This is a genomic window from Desulfonatronum zhilinae, assembly GCF_900182865.1.
Classification (GTDB): domain Bacteria; phylum Desulfobacterota; class Desulfovibrionia; order Desulfovibrionales; family Desulfonatronaceae; genus Desulfonatronum; species Desulfonatronum lacustre.
The window spans coordinates 12952-38563 of record NZ_FXUJ01000024.1; the positions used below are offsets into that span (position 1 = coordinate 12952).

A 25612-nucleotide genomic window follows, 5' to 3' on the forward strand; every position below is an offset into this window, starting at 1 on the left:
CATGACCTTCATCCCCCTGCTCGCCCCAACCCCACGCGACGGACTCGGCCGCGCCCTCCTGGCCCTGGACGCCCGCCCCAAGCTGGCCTTTGCCCTGCTCGTCGGCATGATCCTCTGGCAGCTTCCCCTGCCGATCTTGTTTTTTCTGACGCTGTTCGCCGGGGCGTCCTGCCGGGCCCTGGGGGGATTCACCAGGGCCAACGGGACGTTGTGGCGGATGGCGTTTCTTTTTGTTTCGGTCTGGTCCGGACTCAAGTGCGGACTGGATATCTGGGCAGGGGCCGAGCTGCTCGCCGGATTGGGAGCGGGAGCCGAGTTGGGGGTCAGGCTGACAACGCTGTTCCTGCTGGGCTTCACCCTGACCTTGTCCACCTCCCCGCGTCGGTTGGGCCTCGGCCTGGCCTGGTACCTGCGGCCCGTGCTCGGCTCCCGAGCCTGGAAAACCGCCCTGGCCCTGAGCCTGATGATCCATTTCCTGCCCCTGGCCCTGGCGGCCGTCGGCGGACTGCGCCAAGGCCTGACCATGCGCTGGCCGGACTGCCCCTGGCGAGCCCGCCTCCGGCTGATTCCCCTGGCCCTGCTCCGGATACTCAGTCAGACCACCTGGACCCAAACCCTGGCCGTGGCCGCCCGAAACCTGGATTGCCCCGAGGCCTGGCTGCCGGAAAGAGCGGTTAAACCTGAAGAATGGGCCGCGGTCCTGATCCCGATTCTGGTCTTGGGCCTGCCTTGGCTTTGGCCATGAATCCCGATAGATTCAATTGCGAATTGCGATATAAGTCTTGTAACGACTCCAGGGCTTCAGTACTCTTTGGCAACCTTCCCGGCCCTTAGCCGTTATCATCACCCCATGCGAGGGACGCCCATGAAATTCGACTGCGACGACAAACTGCTGTGCAGCTTGCAGTACGTCATCCATTTCGCCGTGCGCGTTCTGGCTGTTTTGATGGTTTTCGTGATCGTCATGGGCGTCATCGACGTCGCCTGGATGCTCTACCAGAAGCTCAACACGGCGCCGCGATTCATTTTGACCATTTCGGACATGCTGGCCACTTTCGGCGCGTTCATGGCCGTGCTCATCGCCATTGAAATTTTCGTAAACATCACGATCTACCTGCGCGAGGACATCATCCACGTCAAGATCGTCATGGCCACAGCCCTAATGGCCATTGCCCGGAAGGTCATCATCATGGACATCGATAAGGTCGAACCGCAATACATCTACGCCATCGGCGCGGTGGTCCTGGCCATGAGCGTCGGATACTGGCTGGTTCACAAGCTGTCCGCCAAGGAGCACCACGAGGAAGACGACTGCATTGCAACCATCGTTCCCCGAGATCGGGAGCCGAAAAACCAAAAGTAACCGAAAGAGTGCATGCCTCTGCGCAGTATCTTCGCCGCTTGAGAACCCGAATACTTTGGACGCGTAAAGTCGGGCCCCGTGGCCCCGTATTCGGGGCCGGCCCCAGGAGACCGGAATGACGTCGAGAATTGACGCGAAAAATGAGCCGGCAAGGCCCGCCGGGACCTCTGAAAAAGCCGCGCTGTGTCGCCTGGCCGAGCAGCGGGTAAGGCCGGAGGTGCTTCAGGAGGTGGAGAATCTTTCCCCGGACGAGGTCCAGCGGCTGTTTCAGGACTTGCTCGTCCACCAATACGAATTGGAGATGCAGAATGACGAACTGCGTCGGGCCCAGTTGGAAATCGAGACCGCACGGCAACGTTACTTCGAGCTCTACGACTTGGCTCCAGTAGGCTACTGTTCGGTGGACGGCAGCGGAGTGATCAACGAGGCCAACCTGACTCTTGGCCGGATGCTGGGCCTGGACCGGAGCGCCCTGCTTCGAAGGCGGATCAGCCAGTTCATCAAAGGAGAGGATTACGGGCGATACTATGCGCTGGTTAAAAACCTGTCCAAAGACCTGAGCAGGAGTTTGACCGCCAATCCGGCCAATCAGAGCGGTTCCGGTCAGTGCGAGGCGCGGATGCATCGTTCTGACGGCACGTCGTTCTGGGCCAAGCTGGAAGCCGTTGCCGTGACCAACGACGATGTTCAGCCCGGGTTTCGGGTGGTGATCAGCGACATCAGCGCCTCCAAGCGGATGTCGGAAGAAATCCTGGAACGGGAGGAATTCTTCCGAATGAGCTTCGAGGAGCACGGCGCGATCAAGCTGCACATTGATCCGGTCGATGGCCGGATCGTGCGCTGCAACAAGGCCGCGGCGGCCTTTTACGGTCTTCCGGCCCAGATCCTCATGGAACGGCGCATCCAGGATTTCTGCGCGGATGGGCCGGAAGCAGCCGAGCGGGAGCTCGAAAAAGCTTGGAACCAGAACAACATGGTGCTTTTTTTCCGTCAGCTGGTCAAAGACCATGTGGACCACGACGTCCGACTGTATTGCAGCCGGATCGTCTTTCGCGGCAAGGAACTGCTGCACTGCATCGCCCACGACGTCACCGAACAGCTTCGGGCCAAGCAAGCCCTGCTGGAAAGTGAAGGCCTCTACCGCGCTCTGAGCGAAGACATGCCCATGATGGTCTGCCGGTTCACCTTGGACCTGCGCCTGACCTACGTGAACACGACCTATTGCGATTTTTTCGGCAAGACGCCCGAAGACCTTGTGGGAAGCTCCTTTTTGGACTTGATACCCGGGAAGGAGCACGATGCGGCCCGACAGGTCATCGCATCCATGACCCCGGAGGCCCCGACCATTGTCCACGAACACCAGGTTTTCGATGGATCTGGAGGTCTGCGCTGGCTACGTTGGACGAATCGCAACCTGATTAACGAGCAGGGAATCGTCACCGCCTACCAATCCGTTGGCGAGGATATCACGGAGCGGAAGAGGGCCGAGGAAAAGCTGGCCGAGTTCGCCCGGATGCTCAAGGAGCAAAACCGCGAACTGGAGCAGGCCAGGGCCAGAGCCGAACAGGCCACCCAGGCCAAGGGGGAGTTTCTGGCCAACATGAGCCATGAAATCCGAACGCCCATGAACGCGGTGATCGGAGTGACCGATCTGCTTCTGGACACCGAGATGGCCCCGGAACAACACCGCTTCGCCCAGACCATCCAGTCCAGCGCCCAGGCCTTGCTCTCCCTGCTCAACGACATTCTGGACTTCTCCAAGATCGAAGCCGGAAAGCTGGAGTTGGAAGAGCTGGAATTCGACCTGGTCTCCCTTCTGGACGACCTCACGACCTCCATGGCCCTGCTGGCCCACCAAAAAGGACTGGAACTGATCAGCTTCCCGGACCTGGACACTCCCAGGCTGCTGCGGGGCGATCCGGGCCGCCTACGCCAGGTGCTGACCAACCTCGTGGGCAACGCGGTCAAGTTCACCCAGCAGGGGGAGGTGGTGGTCAGAATTGAAGAGGTTCACGGTTCACGGTTCAGCGGTTCAACGGTTGAAGAGACGGAGGATGGAGGTGTTGGCATAGGGGCGAAAAATCTTTCGCCCGACGGTGTCACGCCAAACGCAACATATTCTCACGCTACCACAGCCCCAACCGTGAACCGTGAACCGTTGAACCTGGAACCCCTGACAGTGAAGCTCCGCTTCACTGTCAGGGACACCGGCATCGGCATCCCCCAGGACAAGATCGACCTGCTGTTCGACAAATTCACCCAGGTGGACGCCTCCACCACCCGCAAGTTCGGCGGCACCGGCCTGGGACTGGCCATTTGCAGGCAGCTCGTGGAGATGATGGGCGGAGAAATCGGGGTGCGCAGTCAGGAGGGGCAGGGCTCGGAATTCTGGTTCACGGTGCGGCTGGCTCCGGCCGAGGCCCGGGTCCGGACCATCGAGCCTCCGCGACAACTGGACCCCGTGACCACGCTGGTGGTGGACGACAATGTCACAAATCGGGAGATCCTTTCCCGGATGCTGGCCAAATGGGGCCTGCCCGTCCTGAGCGCCCCAAGCGGCTCGCAAGCCCTGAAAATTTTGAATTCGGCTCACGCCCAGGGCGCGTTGCCCGGACGAATCGTCATGGACATGCAGATGCCGGGCATGGATGGAGCCCAACTAGGCCGGGCCATCCAGGCAGACCCACGTTTTCGCGACATCGCGCTGATCATGCTCTCCACCGTGGGCGAGGTCGGGGATGCCCGGCGCTTCGCGGACATGGGCTTCGCCGCCTACCTGAACAAGCCGGTCCGGTCCCTGGAACTGTTCGACGTGCTGGCCATGCTTCAGGCCTCCGGGAACAAGACCGCAACGGGGCCGATCATCACCCGCCATTCCGCCAGGGAAGCCATGCACCCCCACGAGGCCCTGCCCCGGTTGCGCGGGCGCGTCCTTCTGGCCGAGGACAACCAGGTGAACCAACTCGTGGCCCTGGGTATCCTGAGAAAACTCGGATTGACCGACGTGCTGACGACCGAGGACGGATCACAAGCCGTGGATCGCCTGAAACAAGGAGACGTGGACGTGGTCCTGATGGATGTGCAGATGCCGATCATGGACGGCCTGGAAGCCGCCCGGGAAATCAGGATATGGGAAGCAACCCAAAGAGCCCAAGCCGAGAACGCTTCCCGGTCCAGGACGCCGATCATCGCCATGACCGCCGGAGCCATGGCCCAGGACCGGGCACGCTGCATCGCCGCGGACATGGACGATTACGTGACCAAGCCGGTGAATCCCTGGGAACTGGCCAAAGCCCTGAGCAAATGGCTGCCTCAAAGCGATGATGACGCCTTGGCCCGGGGCCGGAGCAAAAGGGACCTACAGGAACCGGACCGACCGACGACAAAGGATCAGCCCAGGCAGGATCATGTTGCCGCCAAGCCGACCCAACCGGATCTGCCCGTCATGAACCGTGAGGATCAGTTGGCCCGATTCATGGGAGACGTCGAACTCGTGGACGAGGCGCTCCGAGTCTTCCTCCAAACCCTCCCCGAACGCATCAACGCACTGCGACAAGCCGTCGCCGCCAAGGACCTCCAGGCCGCCGGACTGGTCGCCCACACCCTGCGCGGCACGGCCCTGAACCTCTCCTGCGCGGCCCTGGCCCACGAGGCCAAGACCTTGGAACAGGCCTGCCACGACCATCACCCCGATCTTCAGGAATCGATGCACCGGGTGGAACGAGAGGCCGAACGGCTGCGCCTGTTCGTCGAAGAATCCTTACGTCCGGCTTCTTCATAACAGGACCGAGGGGGGCGTTCAGAGCCCCCTTCCGCCTCCATCCTCCACTCCCCGACATTGCGCTTCCCGGTATCGAAATTGATGCCTAAAAGCACCACCTTCCTGCCCGGTTGGCGATACGCCTGGGCATAGCCTTTGTCCCGAATCTGCCGCAAAGCCGCGTCCGCATTTTGATTGCACTTGAATTCGATGATGTAGACAGTTTCCCCGGCATGCATCACCAGATCAATCCGCCCGTCGCAGGTCAGCACCTCGCTTCGGACGTCCACGCCCGAGGCGCTGACCATCAGGTAAAAAACAGTTTGGAAAGAGGCCTTGTCGCGGTCATCCTGGGCTGATATGCGATTATGCCGAATAGTTACCACGTTGCTTGATCCTTCGCTCAAAGAGACATCAAGGGGAACGACGCATGATTGACATCAACGTAATTCGTGAAGATTGTGAACAGCGTAAAGCAACCCTGGCGATCCTTCGGTTTGCCAGGAACAAGAAAAGTGAACAATTCGCCGACTGGCTGCGAAAATATACATAAAAAACTGGCCGGAGACCATGAAAACGCTTTTTTCTGGAAAAAACGGCCTGATAAACTGAAATGGGGCGAATCGGCGAACAAGCGCCATGACCTAATGGCGACGGCAACGTCGACTGGAGTCAGAGTGCGTCTCTTCCGCGTGTCTCCCTCCAAAACACCCCTGCAAGAACAGAAGCCATGAGCCTCATCACCACCCCCCAACAAAACCAAACCATCCTGGTTATCGACGATGATCCGGCAATAGTGATGCTGCTGAAAACAACCCTGACCCAAGTCGGCTACAGGGTGTTCAGCGCGGATACCGGAACCGAAGGGCTGGAAATCGCGCGGCGCGAAAGTCCGGACATGGTGCTGTTGGACGTCATGCTTCCGGACGGCAGCGGTTTGGATTTTTGTCTTGAGCTGAAGGAACTGGAGCTCCGCCGCCCACTCTCCGTTATTCTGATGTCCGGCCTGGCCACCACCGCAGAGGAGCTGGCCCAGGGATTGGATATCGGGGCGGACGACTATATGGCCAAGCCCCTGGCCGTCAACGAATTGCTGGCCAGGGTCAAAGCCCTGTTCCGGCTGAGACGGGCCGAAGCGAATTTCCGACGCAGCGACCGACTGCTGAACATGACGCAACGCCTGGCCAAAGTCGGAGGGTGGGAATGGGACGTGGACCGGGAGAGTCTGGACTGGACCGAGGAAACGTACCGGATTCACGGCTTCTCGCCGGATGAACAGCTTTCTTCCCGGCAATGGCTGGAAAAATGTCTGTCCTGCTACGCCCCGCGGGACCGGGAGACCTTGCGGACCGCCTTCACCCGTTGCGTGGAGCAAGGCCAACCCTTTGACCTGGAACTGCCCTTCACCAGCGCGGACGGTCGCCGGCTTTGTATCCGCGCCACCGCGGAGGCCGTGCACCGACATGGCCGGGTGGCCAAAGTCCTGGGAACCATCATGGACATCACCCGGCAAAAGGCGAACCAGCGACAGTTCGAGCAAATCTCCAGCGAATACGAGCGTGTTTTCCAGAGCACCCAGGACGCCATGTTCCTGATCCGGGTGGATGAAGGACCGGAGTTTCGATTCATTCGCAACAACCAAAGCCACCAGGAACGCACCGGGCTGAGCCTGGACGTCCTCCGCGACACAACGCCCCAGGAACTGTTGGGTCCGGAGATCGGCGACGAATTGGAGGCAAACTATCGGCGGTGCATGCAGGCTGGAAAGCCCATCTCCTATGAAGAACGGCTGGCCCTGCCCGGGGGAGAACGGCTCTGGCATACCACCCTGACGCCGGTTCACGAGAACGGCAAGGTCACCTTCATCGTCGGTTCGGCCCAGGACATCACCCAACGCAAGAAGGCCGAGGAAAAGCTGCGCATTCTGTCCATCACCGACGAGCTGACCACGCTCTGGAACCGGCGGCACTTCATGAGCGTCATCCGGCAGGAAACCCAACGCGCCAAACGCTACGGCCTGCCGCTGACCCTGCTTATGCTGGACATCGACTATTTCAAGCAGGTCAACGACGACCATGGCCACGACGTCGGGGACCAGGTATTGCGAGAGTTCGCCATGTCTCTGAAGAAACATTTTCGGGAAGTGGACATCCCCGCGAGGCTGGGTGGCGAGGAGTTCGCGGTCCTGCTTCCGGCCACCGGACCGGGAAACGCGTGGATCACGGCCGAACGATTCAGGGAATACGTCCATGCCTTCCCCATCTTTACCGCCAATGCGGCCATTCACATCACCGTGAGCATTGGCGCGGCCGGGTACGAAACAGACGTCTTCACTCCGGAAATCCTGCTCAAACGAGCCGACGAAGCCCTGTACCAAGCCAAGAACACCGGACGCAACCGCACGGTGGTCGCCGGGCAAAAGGGCCCCGGCTGAGTGATAACGCCAAAACCGGCATATGACCCGCAAAACGGACTTCGGCCTCTGATCTGCGTCACGGACACGGGCATCGGCATACCGAGGACAAACTCGATACGCTCTTCAAGCCATTCACCCAGGTGGATGGATCGTACACCAGAAAATACCAGGGCGCGGGGCTGGGATTGGCCATTTTCAAACGACTTGTCGACTCCATGGGCGGAAACATCAGCGTGGTCAGCACCGTCGGCGAAGGTACGACGGTCCATGTCGTCCTGACGTTCACGTCGCCCTTTGGCGAAAATGGCCACCAGGAACGCACCGGACCGGAGCCAGGCGCCCATTTCGTTTGAGTCTCCGAATCCAACCGTCGCCCCTCGTTGTATCTAAAATTCAATGGACACGCATGGAGGAACCATGAGCACGACCGACGATCTTGCTCTAAAGAAACAGCAACTCCGGAAACAGGCCGAAGCTCGTGTAGCCGAGGACTCCCGGTCCGTGGAAAACCTCTCTTCCGACGAACTGAAGAACCTGATTCACGAATATCAGGTCCATCAGATCGAACTGGAACTGCAAAACGAGGAACTGCGCGCGACCCAGCTCCGCCTGGAAGAGGTGCGGGACCAGTACGCGGAACTGTTCAACAACGCACCGGCCGGATACCTGGTCGTCAATGCCCGGGGACTGATCACAAAAGCCAACCAGACCTTCGCCCGGGTGATCGGCAGAGAGGGGCATGGGTTTACGGACAGGCTGCTGACCGAGCTGGTCGTTCCCGAGGATCGACCCGCTTTGCTCGGTCGTTTCAAGGCCTTTTTCAACAGTCCCGAGGGAAAGCGACTGGATTTCAGACTGTTCGGCCCAAACGACGAAACGGTGCATGTGCGTTGCGTCGGCAGGCGGGACATGCTGGCAAAGGTGCTCCCCCAGAACGATGAAGACGATGCGGACCAGAAGCTTCTGCTCATGGTCTCGGACATTACGGACCAGGTCCGATCCGATGAGGCGCTGAAAAAAAGCGAGGCAAAATACCGCGAGCTGGTTGAAAACGCGCCCATGGGCATTTTTCAGTCAACTCCGGCAGGACGGTACCATACGGTCAACACGGAGATGGCCCGTCTGTGCGGGTACCCAACCGCAAAAGAAATGGTCGAGACGGTCACGAACATCGCCAGGCAACTCTACGCCCGACCCGAGGACCGGGAAATCTACAAGAAGAAACTCCTGGCCGACGGAGAGGTCAAGAACTTCGAGACGGAACTGCTCCGACGGGACGGGACGACTTTCTGGGCGTCCATGAACACCAGGATGCAACACGGGAAGGACGGTGAGGTCATCTTTGACGGATTTCTCCTGGACGTCACGGAACGCTGCCTGGCCGAGCAGGAACGCCATCTTTCCCACCAGAGGCTGATCACCGTCTTGGACGGCATCGAAGCGCTGATCTACATCGTGGACATGGACACCTACGAGATTCTGTTCATCAACGCCTACGGCCGGAAACTGTGCGGCGACTCCGCCGGGAAAACATGCTGGAAGGTGTTGCAGCAGGGCCAGGACGGGCCGTGCGCCTTCTGCACCAACGACAAGCTGCTCAAGGACGGCAAACCCACCGGAACGCACGAATGGTCGTTCCAGAACACGAGAAACCAGCGCTGGTACTTGTGCCAGGACAGCGCCATCCCCTGGATCGACGGGCGCTTCGTGCGCATGGAGATCGCCACGGACATCACGGATCGCAAACGCATCGAGGACGAAGTCCGCCGGTACAGCGCGGAACTCAAGGCCCTCCTGGCTGAAAAAGACAAGTTCTTTTCCATCATTGCCCACGACCTCAAATCCCCGATGTCCGGTTTGCTGTCCTTGGCGAAAATATTCGCCGAAGAGGCTGAGGATATGACCACGAAGGAGCTGCAAGAGGTTGCCTCGGCAATGCATAAGAGCACCGAACGCTTGTACGACCTACTGGAAAACCTTCTGCACTGGGCCCTCGTTCAGCAAGGGCTGATGAGCTTCTCCCCAAAACAGGTCAGCCTTCATAAACTGGTCCACGGCAGCATCGAGTCCCTCCGCTCCGTGGCCGAATTGAAACGGATCGCCATCAAGAATATCATTCCTGACAAGCTGGAAGCCATTGTCGACCAGCCCATGATCACCACCGTTGTCCGCAACCTTGTCTCCAATGCCCTCAAATATACAGGCAGCGGAGGGGCGGTGACCATCTCCAGATTTATGAATGGCGACATGGTCGAGGTTGCCGTGCGGGACACCGGCACCGGCATGGACCAGAAAACCCAGGCGAATCTCTTTGTCCTTGACCGAAAAACAATCCGCCCCGGCACCCACGGCGAACACGGCACCGGCCTGGGCCTGATCCTGTGCAAGGAGTTCATCGAAAAGCATGGAGGGAAAATCAGGGTGAAAAGCGAGGTCGGCCAAGGGACGACCTTTCACTTTTCCCTCCCCGCGCACGAATGAGGGACTGCCATCCTCTCGTCGCAGGGGCGACCGGCCGGTCGCCCCTGCGGTTAATATATCTTGCGCTTGGCGAAGCTGGAGCCCAGCACGTTGAATGTGTTTTCCACGACGAAAATGGCGTGCTCGTCCTTGGAAAAAACAAGCTCTTCCAGGCGTTTTAAGACGATGTTGTTGGTGATGGCCATGATGATGTCCTTATCCTTCCGGGAGTAAGCCCCGTGTCCGCGGATGAACGTCGCGCCCATCTTCAGGTGGTTGATCATTTCGTCGGCGATCTCCTGGCTGCGATCGGAGATGATCAGGACGAGCTTGCGTTGGTTGAACAAGCCCAGGGTGGATTCCAGGACCACGGAGGTGATGAATACAAGAATCAGGGAGGCAATGATCAGGTCAATGTCCAGCACCAGCAAGCTGACGCTGAACAAGGCAAAATTGAAGATAAAGTAGGTTTTCCCGATGCCGATGTTGTACTTCTGGTTCAACAACACGGCCACCACGTCCAGCCCTCCGTTGGACCCCAGGGAGCGCAGCACGATGCCCGCCCCGAAACCGATGATCCCTCCGGCGGCAATGGCCGCGTAAAGCTGGTCCTGAATGCCGAAGTCCAGATTGATCAGCTCGTAGGTCAAGGTGGCCACAACCATGGCATACAGACTATAGAAAAAAAATCGCCGACTGACATTGACCCAGCCCACGACGAACAAGGGTATGTTCAACAGAAAATACAGAATACCGGCGGATACCACCGGGAACGCATAAAAGATCAGCAGTCCGACGCCGAACACCCCGCCGGGAACGAACGCGTGATGCACCACGATGCCCTTCATCGCGGCGGAAATGATCACCGACCCAACGGTGATCAACAAAAGGTTCCACCAGATCGTATACGTAAATCTCTCAACCCGCTTCGTCATCCTCGGCCTCCAAAAAAAAAGGAAAAGGGTCGCGATGATCACCCATCGCAACCCTTCGTTGTTCCACTGGTCGGGGCGAGAGGATTTGAACCTCCGGCCCCCTGCTCCCAAGGCAGGTGCGCTGCCAAACTGCGCTACGCCCCGATCCGCGAACAACTAGTCGAATCAATGAAGTAAGGCAAGTCCGTCGCGGACTTGCCCCAGGCCAATTTTGTTCTCAATCCCTGCCCGCTATCTGAATCGGTATCGGAAATCGAAATCGCGATCGAAATCGAACAGCATCTCCAATAACGATGGTGTAATCACGAGGTGTTGCACTGCATTTTCCAATTCCAATTCCAATTCCGATTCCGATTTCGATCGCGACGTGGATTTTGATGAGAACAGATTGGCCCTGAGTATTGCCCGTACGACCCGACGCGTCAAAAATCAATGCCTTTTAACGCCCCCTGGCCCTGGTTGAAGGGGTGTTTGACGGGGAGCATTTCCGTGATCAGGTCCGCCTGGCGTCCGAGCCATTCCGGGAGACCGCGCCCGGTAAGGACCAGATGCACGTTTCGCTCTCGGGCCCTGTCCAGCAAGGCTTGCAGTTCTTTCTGCTCCAGCACGCCCGCGCCCAGGGCGTACAGGAGCTCGTCCAACACCAGGACCTGGACGTCGGCTTCGACCTTGGACGAGACCCAGGCCAGGGTGCTCAGGGCCGCCTCCCGGTGCCTGGTCCGGTCCTGGTTGTCCCGAAAAAATCCCAGACCGCCGACAAGGAAGTCGTCACCGAGCTGGGACGCCAGAAACCGTTGTTCCCCGGCAACGTCGTCCCGTTTCATGAACTGCGCGCAGGCCACGCGCAGGCCGTGTCCCAGTGCCCTGATGATCTGCCCCATGGCCGCGGAAGTCTTGCCTTTGCCGTCTCCGGTGTACACCACGATCACGTCGATGCCTCCAGCGGCATGATTTCCATGCCGTGTCCTTCCACCGGAGCGCCGCACGCTCGGCACGTTCCGTCACGCATTCCAATGTTGGCGGCCTGAAACCCGTTACGACGAAGCAGAGCCGCCCCGCATCCGGAACATTCGGTCTGTTCGCCGGCAACCCCGGTGATGTTGCCGACATAGACATGAAACAATCCGGACTCCTTGCCGATCTCCCAGGCCCGCCGCAAGGTTTGCGGCGGAGTAGGCGGTCTGTCCAGCATGACATGGTCCGGATGAAAGCGCGACAGGTGCCATGGTGTTTGGGGCCCCAATTCCCGGCAAATGAAGTCGGCCATGGCCCGCAATTCGCCAGGGTCGTCATTCAGTCCGGGGATGAGCAAGGTGGTGACTTCCAACCACCAGCCCAGCCCGGGAATAATCTTCAGATTGTCCAGGACAGGCTGAAGCCTGGCCCCGCAGATGTCTTTGTAGAATCCCTCGGTAAACGCCTTCAGATCGATGTTCGCCGCGTTGATCAACGGCCCCCAGGACTCCAGACATTCCCTGCTTTGAAACCCGTTGGAGACAATGATGTTCCCCAGCCCACGCTCCCCGGCCCGCGTGGCGATGTCTTCCACCAGTTCGAAAAAAACCGTGGGCTCCGAATAGGTGTATGAGATGCTGGCGGCCTTGGAACGCACGGCCAAGTCCACCACGGCTTCCGCTTGCACCCGCTCCCCCCGCACGGCCTCACCCCGGCGCGGCGGCTGGGACAAGCTGGAATTCTGGCAAAAGGAGCAGGACAGATTGCAGCCCATGGTTCCCAGGGAGAGGGTCTTGGTACCGGGGAAATAGTGATACAGCGGCTTCTTCTCCACCGGGTCGAGGTTCAACGCAGCCACGGTGTCCCGAACAAGGGTATCCAGCCGACCTTTTCGATTGAGCCGCACGCCGCATCGTCCCCGCTCGTTTTCGGCGATCACGCAAAAATGTGCACAAAGCCGACACTGGACCTTTTCATCCTTGAGCGACTTCCAGAGACGGGCTTCATGCGTTGAACAATTCAGGGACGTGTTCATCGCCACCTCCTCGATGGGCTTTGATCCGATGGTTCCGATTCGGGCCTCTCTCGGCCTTACTCCTGCTTTCCGGATGTCCCTTGCTCCCTGAGCATGCGACCGTGGGGCACGCGCGGGTCCGGCTTGGTTCTGTCAGGCTTGGTGCTTCCAGGCCAGGTGATTTCCGGAGTGATCAGCAACGGTCCGAAAAGCACCTCGGTTTCCTGCTTTTCCTCCGGGGGCGGGACCACATGGATCACCCTGTCCCCCAAGTCGCCGCCGGGACCGGGATTCCTGTCCATGTACATCCGGGTTCCCGGCTTTGCTTCCCCGGAAGGGCCGACTCGGATCACGGAGTCGCCCGAGCGCTCGTCCGTGCCAATGTACGCTCCACCTGCCGCTTGAGCCAGGATGTGCGACCTCCATGACTCCTCGGCGGTCGCGAAACACGGAAACACGACCACGACGAATCCAAGCCCGAATATCCATATCCATCGACAAAGCATCCCATACCTCCTTATCCTGACGCTACACTCATCGAAATCCAAATCGAAATCCAAATCGAAATCGAACGCATGTCCAAGAAGATGACGTAATCACGAGGTGATGAACTGCATTTTCCAATTCCAAATTCCGATTCCCATTCCGATTTCGATTTCGATTTCGATTTCGATTTCGATTCCGATCCAGATAGCGGGTGAGGATCGAGAAGAAATCCGTCCTGGACGAACCCGAGTATTTTCCTTGAACAATGATCGCGGGAGTGGTAGTTCTCCCGAATCGTTCGTCATCACCTTCTCAAGGAGCAACCGTCATCATGATGCCTCATCGCTCTCAGGCCTATCAACAGGCCGGCGTTGACATCCAGGCAGGCAATCGGCTTGTCGATCGGATCAAGAAAGCCATTTCGACCACCCACACCAAGGGCGTCATTTCGGACATCGGCGGGTTCGGCGGTCTGTTCAAGCCGGACATGAACCAGTTCAACGAGCCCGTGCTGGTCGCGGCCACGGACGGCGTGGGCACCAAACTGAAGCTGGCCTTCGCCTTTCAGCGCCACGACACCATAGGTATCGACCTGGTAGCCATGAATGTCAACGATATCCTCGTCCAGGGTGCCAAGCCGCTCTTCTTCCTGGACTATTTCGCCACGGGCAAGCTGGACCTGGACCAGGCCGAACAGGTCGTGACCGGCATCGCCGCGGGTTGCAAGGAGGCAGGGTGCGCCCTGTTGGGCGGAGAAACCGCCGAGATGCCGGACTTTTATGCTCCAGGAGAGTATGATCTGGCCGGTTTTTGCGTCGGCATCGTCGAAGACACCAAAATCATCGACGGCTCACGTTCCAGCCCCGGAGACCAACTCATCGGGCTGGCCTCCTCGGGATTCCACGCCAACGGCTACTCCCTGGTGCGTAAAGTGCTTGCCGAATCCAGGCTGCAAGGCCAGGACACTTTCCCCGGAACCCAGAACTCTGTGGCCGACGTCCTGCTCAGCCCCACCAAGATCTACGTCAAGCCGGTGCTGAACCTGCTGCGCGACCTGCCCATCAAAGGCATGGTCCACATTACCGGCGGCGGATTTTACGACAACATTCCCCGGATCATCCCCAACCAGCTGCTGGCCTCGATCCAGTTCGGCTCCTGGCCCGTGCCCCAGGAATTTCTGTGGGTCAAACAGGCCGGTCGGCTTTCCTGGGAGGAAATGCACCAAATCTTCAACGTCGGCATCGGCTTCCTGCTCGTGGTGGACAAACAGCACGCCGAAGAGGTCATTTCCCGGCTCAACGCCCAGAACCAGGAAGCCTTCCTGATCGGCGAACTCCAAGAGCGCAAGGATAAGGACGAAGAACAGGTGCGGATCGTCTTCTGATCCGAGACGACTGGCGGCATGTTGATACAGCCCGATTCCGCGGGCTGTTCAAAAGCCCGCCCCTCAGCCCAGATATGGATTGAAGTAGCCGAAGCGAATCCACGGAGCTTGATGTCGCAGCTCCTGGATCATTGATCGCAAGTCCATTCCGGTCTCCCGCTCCTCGCTCATGTCCCCATACAAACCAAGATATACCTCCGGATCGAGATTCATGTTCCGGAGCTGGATGAAATCCACTCGTTCGGCCCTGACCAAGTCGATCAGGGCCGCGACGTCTTCGGGCCTGTCGCTGATCCCCGGAAAAAATAGATAATTCAGGGACACGAACAGGCCACCTTGCTTGGCCTTGCGGATGCTTTCCCGCACGTCACTGAAGGCGTAGCCCTGGGGGCGATGGTATCGCGCATACACCGCTTCCCGAGCGCTGTTCAGGCTGACCCGGATCGAGGACATCCCGGCCCGGACCAGATCCGGAATCGTCTCCGGCAGACCGGCGTTGGTGTTCACGTTCACGGTCCCTTGGCCGCCGGAGGCCCGAAAATCATGTACCGCCCGGGCGATCAATTCCGCCTCGGTCAAAGGCTCGCCCTCGCACCCCTGGCCAAAGGAAAAAATGGCCCGGGGTTCCCGTTGTCCATGCTGGTTCATGATTTCCACGATTTCCCGGGCCGAAGGCTGAAACCGGATCCGGTTCTGGGTGGAGGGAAAGCCCGAGTCCGGCGGTTGCAGGGACAAACAGCCCACGCAGCGGGCATTGCAGGAACGCGACGTGGGCAAGGGCGCTTCGTACCGCCCCAGGGCCAGGTTTCGAGCCGCCGGGCAGGACGAGACCAGGGCGCAGTCGGCCAGATGCCGAACCAGCCGATTGTTGGGAAACGTCTTCAACCATTGCCTGGCCCCGGCCTGGATCCGCTTCGGAGAGATGCCCTCAAATCGTTGTCGCGGGTCTTCATCCACCCGGGTCGCGCAGACCCAAAACCGCCCCCGGGCATACCCCACCGCGCCGTACGCGAACAGCGGCAGAACCGGAGCGCCGGAATCCGTCTCATAGGCGCAAACCGCGCTCAGCGTATGCCCCGGACTGACAAAGGCCGCCACTGCGGTCCGATCTCCCGCCTCGATCCGCCCTCGGTCCCCGTCCCAGCCCAGGGCACGCCGACCAGGGAGCAAAAACAACTCGCATTCCTTCGGTAGCGGGATCAGTTCCTCGGGCTTCGGACGTCGAAATTCCCAGCCACTCCGGCACACCATACCCAGGGAAGGATGATCGAAGATCCGTCCGCGCCGGTCCGCGAAGACCATGCGGGGATTGACGTCGACGTGCTTGTTCATGTTCGGGCCTCTCTCCATCAGCGTTTTTTCCGCCCCGACGGATAGGACATCCTCCGTTCCTTGGCAATCCGTGGTTGATCTCGTTTTTTCAAGAGAATTCTCTCCACAAGGTTGACCTGATCCGTTTCGTTGCTCAGAATACGCGACCAGAACCTTCAGACGACGTAACCATTCGGCTGATCCGTGAAAAGGCTGGATACCCGCCTTCGCGGGTATGACTGGTTCCAAGACGCCACGGCAAGACAAGTCATTCCCGCGGAGGCACGAATCCAATGCCGAAATGAGGCCGCACGCAAAATGCGCTGACTTGGTTACTCCGATTTTAAACCTTTGCAACCCTTATGCCTTTCGGGAGGAATCATGACCGGAATAAAACCCAAGGCGGCCATCTTCGATCTGGGCGGCGTGTTGACCAGCACCGACCATCTGCACGCCAAGGCTTGGGAGCAGATCCTCAATCCGTTCCTGGAAAACGTCGCCGAAAAGGAAGGCAGCCCGTTCCGGCCCTTTGACCCCCAAGGCGACTACCGCAACCATCTGGAACGCCGTCCGGGCTTTGAAGGAGCGCTGAGTTTTTTCAAATCCCGAAACATCGAACCGCCCTATGGTCGCTCGGATGACTCGGCCGAAGCCCAGACCATCCACGGCTTGTGTCGTCGAAAAAACGACCTGTTCCTGGACATGCTCAACACCCATGGCCCGAAAATCATCGACTCCTCGGTCGAACTCCTGAAATCCCTCAAAAACGATGGCTTTCAAATCGGAATCACCTCTTCCAGCCTGAACTGCGACTGCATTCTGAAGCTTGCGGGTCTGGAAGGCCTGTACGACGTGCGCATGGATGACGAAATGCTCCGCGAACAAAGCCTGCGGGAAAAACCCCATCCGGACATGCTCCTGGCCGCGGCCAAGGCCATGGGCCGGTACCCCGGGGAATGCCTGGTGGTGGACGACGCCCTGGCCGGGGTCCAGGCCGGACGGGCCGGCAACTTCGGAATGGTCATCGGCCTGGCTCGCAACGGCGAAGGAGAAATGCTGCGCCAGTTCGGCGCGGACATGGTCTTGGGCGACTTATCGGAAACCTGCCCCGAGGACATCCGGGCCTGGTTCGAGCACGAACTGCCCGGGGACGGCTGGAAGCTCGCCTATGTCGGCCTGGATCGCGGTGACGAGAAGCTGCGCGAAACCCTGACCACCGTGGGCAACGGATACATCGGCACGCGAGGGTGTTTTGAAGGCGAGCGGGCCTCCTTCAACCATTACCCCGGAACCTACATGGCGGGCATTTTCAACCGCGTCCCGAGCATGGTCCACGGCAAGGAAATCTTCAACAACGACTTCGTGAACTGCCCGAACTGGCTGCCCGTGGAATTCAAGATCGGCAACGGCAAATTCCTGAGCCCGCTGCAAATGGAACTGCTCAGCTACAAGCAGGAGTTGGATCTGCGCCGCGGCGTGCTCCAACGGACCATGATCTGCCGGGACGTCCACGGCCTGATCACCCGGATTCAGTCCAAACGTCTGGCCAGTATGGCCGAGCCGCATCTCTGCGCGCTGCGCTTCGAGCTGACGCCCATCAACTACTCCGCGCCCATCACCATGCGGGTCAGCCTGGACGGCAACGTGGAAAACGCAGGCGTGCCCCGGTATTCCCAGCTGACGTCCAAGCACCTGGAGCTGATGCACTCCGGCCGAACTTCCGGCGGAGTCTGCCTGCGGGTCAAGACCACCGGCTCCGGCTACCAGATCCACATGGAGGCCCAAAGTCGTCTGCTGGAGGAGAACAAGCCCCTGTCTCCGGAACGTGAGGTTTTCAAGAACGACGCGGAAATCGGGGAGGAATTGCGCTTCCATGCCCATGAGAACCGAACCTACGCCCTGGAAAAGATCGTCGCGGTGTACAGCTCCCTGGACGGAGTCCAGGATCTGGGCAGTGCGGCTTCCAACCTGGCCGGAAAACAGGCGTCCTTCGCCAAGATTTGCAGCGCCCACGAACGCGCCTGGGCCGCGCTGTGGGACAAGGCGGACATCCGCATCCAGGGCGACCGCTTCATTCAGCGCACCACCCGGCTGCACATCTACCACCTCCTGACCACGGCCTCGCCCCACAACCGTCTGCTCTACACCGGGATGCCCGCCCGAGGGCTGCACGGCGAGGCCTACCGCGGTCATATTTTCTGGGACGAGATCTACATCCTGCCGTTTTTCGATCTCCACTTTCCGGAAATCTCCCGTTCCCTGCTGCTCTACCGCTATCACCGACTGGACGGGGCCCGGGAATACGCCCGGCAATACGGATACAAGGGCGCCATGTACCCCTGGCAGACCGCGGACGGCGGGGACGAGGAAACCCAGGAAATCCACTACAACCCCGCCGGCAAGACCTGGGACCCGGATCTCAGCCGCCGTCAACGCCACGTTTCCATCGCCATTTTCGCCAATGTCTGGCGCTACGTAAACTGGTCCAAGGACGAGCGATTCCTGCGGGACCACGGCGCGGAAATGCTTCTGGAAATCGCCCGGTTCTGGGCGGACATCGCCAGGTTCGATCCCGAGACGGACCGCTACCACATCGAGGGCGTGATGGGACCGGACGAGTTCCATGAAAAGCTGCCTGGATCCGAGGAGCCCGGCATCAAGGACAACGCCTACACCAACGTCATGGTGGTCTGGCTCCTGGAACGGGCACTGGAACTGGTGGAGCGCCTGCCCGCCGCGACCATGAAGAAGCTGCGCGAGCAGATCGGCTTCGACCTCTCGGAGACGGAGAAGTGGCGGGACATGATCCACAAACTGAACGTGCTGCTGTCTCCTGATGGCATCATCCACCAGTTCGACGGATATATGGACTTGAAAGAGCTGGACTGGGACGCCTACCGCCGCCGCTACTACGACATCCATCGCATGGACCGCATCCTCAAGGCCGAGGGGGACAGCCCGGACCACTATAAACTGGCCAAGCAGGCCGACGTGCTGATGATGTACTACCTGCTGGACCCCGGCGAGGTGGCGCACATTCTGCGCGAACTCGGGCACGAGATCGAAGACCCCTTGGAACTGCTCCAGAAGAATTACGACTTCTACGAACCGCGCACCAGCCACGGTTCCACCTTGAGCAAGGTGGTCCACGCCGTGGTTTCCTACTTCATCCACTCCGACGCCGGAACGTGGCGCTGGTTCGTGGAAGCCATGAAAAGCGACGTCTACGACACCCAGGGCGGGACCACCAAGGAGGGCATCCATACCGGAGTGATGGCCGCCACCCTGGACATTATCTTGCGCTGCTTCGCCGGGCTGCAACTCACCGGAGAGCATCCCGTGATCCAGCCCCGGCTGCCGGAGCACTGGCAAAAGCTGTCCTTCCGCTTCCAGCTCCAGCGGACCTGGTACGATGTGGAGTTGGAACACGGCCGAGCCAGGCTGTCCATCACCGGCCGCGAGGGCGAGGAACGGACCATCGCCCTGGACGACAAGACGTTCCACCTGCTTCCGGGCCGATGCACCGAAGCTGATTTTCCGGATGACCCCATGCCCATGGATTGGCGGATCGAGGTATGAACAGGTTCATCCAAAACACCGTACAGGTGGGCGATCCCGACGCCCGAATGGTCCACGCGCCGGAAACACGAAAACGAGACGTCTTCGATCCACAATCGACCAACATTTTCCTGGTCGGGCTCCGGGCCAGCGGCAAGTCCACCCTGGGCAAACTCCTGGCTGAGCGCCTGGAGATGCGCTTCGTGGACACCGACGCTCTGGTTGTGGACAAGGCCGGACGGAGCATCGCCGACATCGTGGCCGAGGACGGCTGGGATACCTTTCGCGTCCTGGAGTCCGAGGCCTTACGGGAGGTCTGCGCCCGGCGCGGCCAGGTCGTGGCCACCGGTGGCGGCATCGTCCTGGCCCCGGATAATCAAGAACTGATTCAACAATCCGGAACAACCTTCTATTTGATGGCCGAAATCTCCACCCTGCTCGGACGATTGAACGCGGCACCCACCCCGGACCACCGACCGCCCCTCTCCGGCCTGACTCCGGAGCAGGAACTGATCCAAAGCAATATCCAGCGCAGCCCGATCTACATGAATCTGGCCGACCATATTCTGCGCTCCGAGGACAGCCTTGAGAATACCTTGCGGGACGCCCTGGACAAGCTCGACGTCCGGTGAGACCTGTCCTGCGGAGCAGGCCGGAGGCCGAGTTTGACAAAAACGCAAACACCAATCACCGCGATGCCACGGAGTTTACATTTTTGAAGAGTTTTCCTCGGCTCGACATGGAAGAGCATCCTTCACGCTCCTTGTTTTCATGACTTTTTCCATCATGGCCTTGAACTTGAAAGTCCCTCCCATCATTATTCAAATTTAACATTCGGAGGTTTCCCGCATGACCGATTCACCCGTATTCAACTGCAAAAATGCCGACGACGTGATGAAGGCGGTGCGCGACTACAATGTCAGCTTCGTTCAATTCTGGTTCGTGGACGTCATCGGAACCCTGAAGAGCTTTCAGATCACCATCAGTGAATTGGAAAACGCTTTTGAAGAAGGCATGGGCTTCGACGGATCTTCCATTCTCGGCTTCGCCCGGATCCACGAAAGCGACATGGTCGCTATTCCGGACCCGACAACCTTTCAGATGGTCCCCTGGCGTCCCATGGACCGCCCGGTGGCCCGGATGTTCTGCGACATCAAAAACCCCGATGGAACATCCTATGTCGCGGACAGCCGGTACGTTCTCAAGCGCATCCTGAGCAAGGCCGCGGAAAAGGGGTACACGTTCTACGTCGGCCCGGAACTGGAATTCTTTCTGTTCGACTCCGCCCACGAACCGATCATCATCGACCAGGGCGGATACTTCGACGCCCCGCCTCTGGATCTGGGCAACGATGTCCGCCGAGACATCATCTTCGCCCTGAACCGCATGGGCATCACCGTGGAGTACAGCCATCACGAGGTGGCCCCCAGCCAGCACGAGATCGACCTGCGCTACGCCGAGGCCCTGCAAATGGCCGACATCGCCGTGACCTACAAGGTCGTGTGCAAGGAGATCGCCCGCAAGCACGGCTGCTACTGCTCCTTCATGCCCAAGCCCATCTTCGGTCAGAACGGCAGTGGGATGCACACCCACCAGTCCTTGTTCAAGAACGGCAAGAACATCTTTTACGACGCCAACGACAAGCATTTTCTCAGCGCTGAATGCAAGAGCTACATCGCCGGCCTGCTCAAGCACGCCCCGGAATTCTGCGCCGTCACCAACCAGTGGGTGAACTCCTACAAACGGCTGGTTCCGGGCTACGAAGCCCCGGTCTACCTGGCCTGGGCCCGTCGTAACCGCTCTTCCCTGGTCCGGGTGCCGCTGTACAAGCCCGGCAAGGAGGTCGCCACCCGCGTGGAACTGCGCTCCCCTGACCCGGCCTGCAACCCCTACCTGGCCTTCGCCGTGATGCTCGCCGCCGGCCTCAAGGGCATGGAAGAGAACTACAAACTGCCGGACCCCGTGGAAGAGGACATCTTTGAAATGTCCGCCTCAGAACGTTCCCAGCACCATATCGACGCTTTGCCGGGCAGCCTCGGGGACGCCGTGGCAATCCTTGAGCAAAGCTCTCTGCTCAAGGAAGCTCTGGGCGAACATATCTTTTCCAAGTTCATCGAAAACAAGAAAAAGGAATGGGACGACTACCGCATCCAGGTGTCCCAGTACGAGATCGACCGGTACCTGCCTCTGCTGTAGATTTCGATCAAGCCCGAGAACCAGAACGCCCCGGCACCTTTGAAGGCGCCGGGGCGTTCTCGTTCTTAGCGAACCCTGTAAATACGGTATTATCAGCGGGAGAACTCTACCTGGGAGGGTACCGAGCCCAATCCGCGGTGGACGTTCATGCCCACCAACCGCCACCTGTATGAAGCGTCGGGATCCCACTCGCAATATAAGATCCGGATCACCCCGTTTTGCCGTTTGAACTCGCTGGAACCGTCGCCCAGGCGAACCCTTTCGGTCACCTCAAAGGGGCAGTCCGGACAATCCTCCGCGGTGTCCAGGCGCATCCACTCCAAATAGACGAATCCGAGCTTGTTGGCAGCCCCGTGCACCAGAGCCCTCGCGTCCAGACACGCTCCCTGACGCTGATGCTGGATTTGGCCCCAGGAAAAGCGGTCCTCGTCCAGTCGCGGCTCGGGCCAGCCTTTCTTGCCGCACCCCGTGACGATCACCAGCAGACTCACCGCCACGAAACAGATCATGTACCATCGTCCGAACTTCAGCATGTTCACCTTTATCCTCCACGGCTTCAAAATGTTGCCGGGCCTTGCGGCCAAACCACGCGCGACCAGGCACCGCAAACAACCCCCAAAGTCCATGTGCGCATCTCTAAACCATGTCCTACCTGGAAACAAGACCTTCTTTACTCAAATCCTGAAACGGATTAAGGGAATGCAGTTTTGTCATCATACTGCTTTCGCCAAGGAGTCCTTTTCCCCATGACGAACTCGTTCCATCCCCCCCTCCGCTTCCGGCCCTCCGCGCTTCCGGCCCTTCCGAACCATCTCTGGGCGCTGCTCTGGGTCTTGCTCTGCCTGTTGCTCGCCTGGCCGCGCCCCGGAAACGCCCAGTCCATGTTCCAGCAAGATTTTTCCATGGACTCCGAGCTTCCCTGGACCCTGGAGGCCGACCGGGTCGAGTCCCTGCAAGCCGAACAGATTTTCGAAGCCCAGGGCAACGTACTGATCCGGCAGGGCCCGAACCTGATCCAGGCGGACACGGCCCGTTATTTTCGGGAGACGGGCTTCGCTTTTCTCGACGGCAACGTCCGGATCGAATGGGACGGGGATATTCTCGTGGGCCGGAAGGCGGACTTCGACCTGTTGAACAACGTTGGCTGGGTAACGGACGGGGAGATGTTCCTGGCCCAGGACCACGTGTATATTCGCGGGGAACTGCTGGAAAAGCGCTGCGAACAGACCTACGCCTTCAGGGGGGCGCACCTCACCACCTGCGACGGTCCGGTTCCGGCGTGGTCCATCAAAAGCAGCGAGGGCGAAGTCACCACCGGCGGCTACGCCCAGATGTGGCACCCCCGCTTTCAGGTCAAGGACACACCCGTTCTCTACTCCCCGTACATGATTTTTCCGGTCAAGACCGAACGCCAAAGCGGCTTCCTGATCCCCGAACCGTCCTTCAGCTCCCGCTTGGGAGCCGGCCTCACCCTGCCCTACTACTGGGCCATTGATGAGGAACAAGACGCCACCTTCTACGCCAACATGATGAGCAAGCGCGGCGTGATGACCGGTATGGAATACCGTCATTTCAACAATCTGGACTCCAAGGGCGTCTGGCAGGCCGACTGGCTGCACGACTCCAAAACCGCCTCCACCGAAGCCGACGAGGATCCCCAGTTCCGCGGGGACGGCCTGACCCGGGACAACAAGCACCGCTATTGGATTCGCGGCAAGTACGACGGCTACCTTGGCGACCCCTTGTGGCGGACCAAGCTGGATCTGGACATGGTCTCCGACCAGAACTACCTGCGCGAATTCAAGCACGGACATACCGGATACACACGGGTCCATAACACCATGCTTCGCGACTTCGGGCGAGGAATGAACAACATCGACTCCCTGTACCGGAACAACGCCGTGGAACTCAGCCGTAACTGGAGCCAGGTCGGATTCCGTGGGTCAATGCACTACACGCAGGCTCTGCAGTACTGGACCGACAACAACCCCAGCAACGAGAACCCCACCTTGCAGCGCCTCCCCGAGTTAAGCCTGGATTTCTACAAAACCACCATTGGAGAGACTCCGTTTGAGCTGGAGGCCACTACCAATGCCGTCTATTTCTGGCGAGAAAAGGGGACCACCGGCGCCAGGGCCGAAATATTTCCCCGCCTCAGCCTGCCCTGGACCACCGGCTTCGGCACCGTAACCCCCAGCGCCGGTTGGCGGCAAACCCTCTACGCCATTGACAAGCATCAGCAAGTCGGTGGAATCCCGGACAGCGTGAACGAATCCAAGGACTTCAACGAGCGCGGGCTTCCCGACTTTCGCGTGGACGCCTTCACCTCTTTGTTCAATATTTATGACTTCGAAAAACAGGACCAGATCACGCCGACCCTGGACAATATCGGCAATGCGCACTGGACCAGGATGAAGCACACGATCCAGCCCGAATTAACCTACTCGTACATTCCCCACGTGGACCAGGACGAAAACCCGCTTTTCACCCGCGACGACCGGATCAACAAGCGCAATCTGCTCTCCTATAGCCTGCACAACATCTTCAATCGACGCATGGACCAGGTCGTCGTGCGACGTCCAGGACCCGAAGACACGCCTCTTACCGAGGACATGCTCCGGGTCGAGACCACCTATCGCGACTTCCTGCGGGTTCGCTTCGACCAGGCGTACGACATCGAAGAGGCCGATCGCAGCGATAATCTGGATCAATACGAACGCCGCCCCTTCTCCGACATCCGGACGGACGTGGTCTTTTCGCCGGGAAGATACATCGATTTGATCACCCGATCCTGGTATTCGCCCTACATGAACACCATCACCGAACATGAACATCTGTTGTACGGGAGTTATCCCGGCCTGGGTTCGGCCTATTTCGGGTTCGACTTCCGGTCCGAAGTCACCGACGACATTTGGCGCCAGAACCAGCAAAAACGCGAGATTCTCCGCATCGGCGGCCTGGTCCATCTGCCTCGGGGCTGGTTCGCGCGTGCGGATTTCAAGCGAGACATGTTGGCCAAGGAAGACCTCGAAAAGATTTTCGGTATCGGCTTCACCCACCAGTGTTATTTTCTGGATTTCCTCTTTTCCCAGACCCAGGACGAAGATCGCTTCGAACTGCGAGTATCCCTCAAGGGGTTGGAGGACATGCTGGGCTTGGGCCTTTAGTCGTCCTCACAAACGCCGACGCACCATCATTCACCCACGACAACGCAAAGGACAGCAAGAATGCAACGGACTTTCCCATACCTGACAATAGGCCTCTTCCTCCTTCTGGTGGGTTGCGGCTACCACTTCAGCGCCAGCGCCCCGATCACCCTCCCCAGCGGAGTGGTGAACATTCATATTCAGGAAGTGGACAACCCAACCCTTGAAGCCTGGATTGATCCGTATCTCCGCTCGCGATTTCGCGACGAATTCACCCGCCGCGCCCAGGTGAACTGGGTCGACGCCGAGCAGGCTCAAGCGCACGTCGTCCTGCGCATCATCGCCTATTCCACGGACACGGAACTCTCCGGAGCCCAGGATCAGACGCTCAGAGAGCGCGCCACCGTCATCCTGGAGACCGAGTTTCTCAGCGCGGTCGACGGCTCGCGGATCTGGTCCTCCGGCCATATTTCCGATTATGAAACGTTTGAGACCGGGACCAATGAAATCGCCGCCGGAGAACGGGCCATTGAAAACGCCATCCGCCGCACGGCCGACGCCCTGGGCGCGGACTATTGAAAACTTCCCGCGAAACGAAATAAAAAAGGCGGCTCCTCGAGGAGCCGCC

Annotated in this window: 19 protein-coding genes and 1 tRNA gene; 12 read left to right on the forward strand and 8 right to left on the reverse strand. The window is 59.4% G+C overall.

The features are described from left to right. Window position 1: 1 nt before the first annotated feature. The 3 genes from AC559A_RS15820 to AC559A_RS15830 all read left to right on the forward strand — a co-directional run bounded on the left by AC559A_RS15820 (window position 2) and on the right by AC559A_RS15830 (window position 5144). Window positions 2-745: a hypothetical protein gene (locus tag AC559A_RS15820; protein WP_498818655.1), complete on the forward strand. Its 744-nt coding sequence runs from the start codon at window positions 2-4 to the stop codon at window positions 743-745. 120 nt (window positions 746-865) lie between these two features. Continuing rightward, window positions 866-1363: a phosphate-starvation-inducible PsiE family protein gene (locus AC559A_RS15825; protein WP_498818656.1), complete on the forward strand. Its 498-nt coding sequence runs from the start codon at window positions 866-868 to the stop codon at window positions 1361-1363. 115 nt (window positions 1364-1478) lie between these two features. After that, a complete protein-coding gene (locus AC559A_RS15830; protein ID WP_498818657.1) occupies window positions 1479-5144 on the forward strand; it encodes a PAS domain-containing hybrid sensor histidine kinase/response regulator in 3666 nt (1221 codons plus the stop codon). On the opposite strand, the gene AC559A_RS15835 is transcribed toward AC559A_RS15830, so the two are convergent. After that, window positions 5060-5509, reverse strand: coding sequence for a PD-(D/E)XK nuclease domain-containing protein (locus tag AC559A_RS15835; RefSeq protein ID WP_498818658.1), 450 nt, complete (start codon window positions 5507-5509; stop codon window positions 5060-5062). The genes AC559A_RS15830 and AC559A_RS15835 overlap by 85 nt on opposite strands. Window positions 5510-5853: 344 nt before the next feature. Here AC559A_RS15835 and AC559A_RS15840 point away from each other — a divergent pair, with 344 nt between their 5' ends. From AC559A_RS15840 to AC559A_RS15850, 3 genes are all read left to right on the forward strand, one after another. Continuing rightward, window positions 5854-7557 carry a diguanylate cyclase gene (locus AC559A_RS15840; protein ID WP_498818659.1) on the forward strand — a complete coding sequence of 568 codons (1704 nt, stop codon included), beginning with the start codon at window positions 5854-5856 and terminating at the stop codon, window positions 7555-7557. A 122-nt stretch (window positions 7558-7679) separates the two neighbouring features. Beyond that, window positions 7680-7892, forward strand: coding sequence for an ATP-binding protein (locus tag AC559A_RS15845; RefSeq protein WP_498818660.1), 213 nt, complete (start codon window positions 7680-7682; stop codon window positions 7890-7892). 64 nt (window positions 7893-7956) lie between these two features. Beyond that, a complete protein-coding gene (locus AC559A_RS15850; RefSeq protein WP_498818661.1) occupies window positions 7957-10020 on the forward strand; it encodes a PAS domain-containing sensor histidine kinase in 2064 nt (687 codons plus the stop codon). A gap of 50 nt (window positions 10021-10070) precedes the next feature. Here AC559A_RS15850 and AC559A_RS15855 read toward each other — a convergent pair whose 3' ends face one another. The 5 genes from AC559A_RS15855 to AC559A_RS15875 form a co-directional block, all read right to left on the reverse strand. Beyond that, window positions 10071-10934 carry a YitT family protein gene (locus AC559A_RS15855; RefSeq protein WP_498818662.1) on the reverse strand — a complete coding sequence of 288 codons (864 nt, stop codon included), beginning with the start codon at window positions 10932-10934 and terminating at the stop codon, window positions 10071-10073. 67 nt (window positions 10935-11001) lie between these two features. Further along, window positions 11002-11078, reverse strand: a tRNA-Pro gene (locus tag AC559A_RS15860). A 278-nt stretch (window positions 11079-11356) separates the two neighbouring features. Further along, on the reverse strand, window positions 11357-11863 hold the full coding sequence (locus AC559A_RS15865) for a cob(I)yrinic acid a,c-diamide adenosyltransferase (protein ID WP_498818663.1): 507 nt from the start codon (window positions 11861-11863) through the stop codon (window positions 11357-11359). Beyond that, on the reverse strand, window positions 11860-12924 hold the full coding sequence (gene amrS, locus AC559A_RS15870) for an AmmeMemoRadiSam system radical SAM enzyme (protein WP_498818664.1): 1065 nt from the start codon (window positions 12922-12924) through the stop codon (window positions 11860-11862). Before amrS ends, AC559A_RS15865 begins: the two co-directional genes overlap by 4 nt. A 56-nt stretch (window positions 12925-12980) precedes the next feature. After that, complete coding sequence (locus AC559A_RS15875) at window positions 12981-13409, reverse strand: hypothetical protein (protein ID WP_498818665.1); 429 nt, start codon at window positions 13407-13409, stop codon at window positions 12981-12983. 311 nt (window positions 13410-13720) lie between these two features. Between AC559A_RS15875 and purM the strand changes: the two genes are divergently transcribed. After that, window positions 13721-14773, forward strand: a complete 1053-nt coding sequence (purM, locus tag AC559A_RS15880) for a phosphoribosylformylglycinamidine cyclo-ligase (protein ID WP_498818666.1) — start codon at window positions 13721-13723, stop codon at window positions 14771-14773. Window positions 14774-14836: 63 nt separating this feature from the next. Here the strand turns inward: purM and AC559A_RS15885 are convergent, their stop codons facing one another. After that, window positions 14837-16105 carry a radical SAM family protein gene (locus AC559A_RS15885; protein ID WP_498818667.1) on the reverse strand — a complete coding sequence of 423 codons (1269 nt, stop codon included), beginning with the start codon at window positions 16103-16105 and terminating at the stop codon, window positions 14837-14839. A 360-nt stretch (window positions 16106-16465) separates the two neighbouring features. Between AC559A_RS15885 and AC559A_RS15890 the strand changes: the two genes are divergently transcribed. From AC559A_RS15890 to AC559A_RS15900, 3 genes are all read left to right on the forward strand, one after another. Then, window positions 16466-19663, forward strand: a complete 3198-nt coding sequence (locus AC559A_RS15890; protein WP_051434293.1) for an HAD-IA family hydrolase — start codon at window positions 16466-16468, stop codon at window positions 19661-19663. Further along, window positions 19660-20274: a shikimate kinase AroL gene (aroL, locus tag AC559A_RS15895; RefSeq protein ID WP_498818669.1), complete on the forward strand. Its 615-nt coding sequence runs from the start codon at window positions 19660-19662 to the stop codon at window positions 20272-20274. The genes AC559A_RS15890 and aroL overlap by 4 nt, the downstream gene beginning before the upstream one ends. A gap of 217 nt (window positions 20275-20491) precedes the next feature. Further along, a complete protein-coding gene (locus AC559A_RS15900; RefSeq protein ID WP_028571171.1) occupies window positions 20492-21838 on the forward strand; it encodes a glutamine synthetase family protein in 1347 nt (448 codons plus the stop codon). A 92-nt stretch (window positions 21839-21930) separates the two neighbouring features. Here the strand turns inward: AC559A_RS15900 and AC559A_RS15905 are convergent, their stop codons facing one another. After that, window positions 21931-22377 carry a hypothetical protein gene (locus tag AC559A_RS15905; RefSeq protein ID WP_156932836.1) on the reverse strand — a complete coding sequence of 149 codons (447 nt, stop codon included), beginning with the start codon at window positions 22375-22377 and terminating at the stop codon, window positions 21931-21933. A gap of 207 nt (window positions 22378-22584) precedes the next feature. On the opposite strand from AC559A_RS15905, the gene AC559A_RS15910 reads away from it, so the two are divergent. Beyond that, a complete protein-coding gene (locus AC559A_RS15910) occupies window positions 22585-25005 on the forward strand; it encodes an LPS-assembly protein LptD (RefSeq protein WP_498818670.1) in 2421 nt (806 codons plus the stop codon). Window positions 25006-25065: 60 nt separating this feature from the next. After that, window positions 25066-25563 carry an LPS assembly lipoprotein LptE gene (lptE, locus tag AC559A_RS15915; RefSeq protein ID WP_498818671.1) on the forward strand — a complete coding sequence of 166 codons (498 nt, stop codon included), beginning with the start codon at window positions 25066-25068 and terminating at the stop codon, window positions 25561-25563. The last annotated feature ends 49 nt before the right edge of the window (window positions 25564-25612 follow it).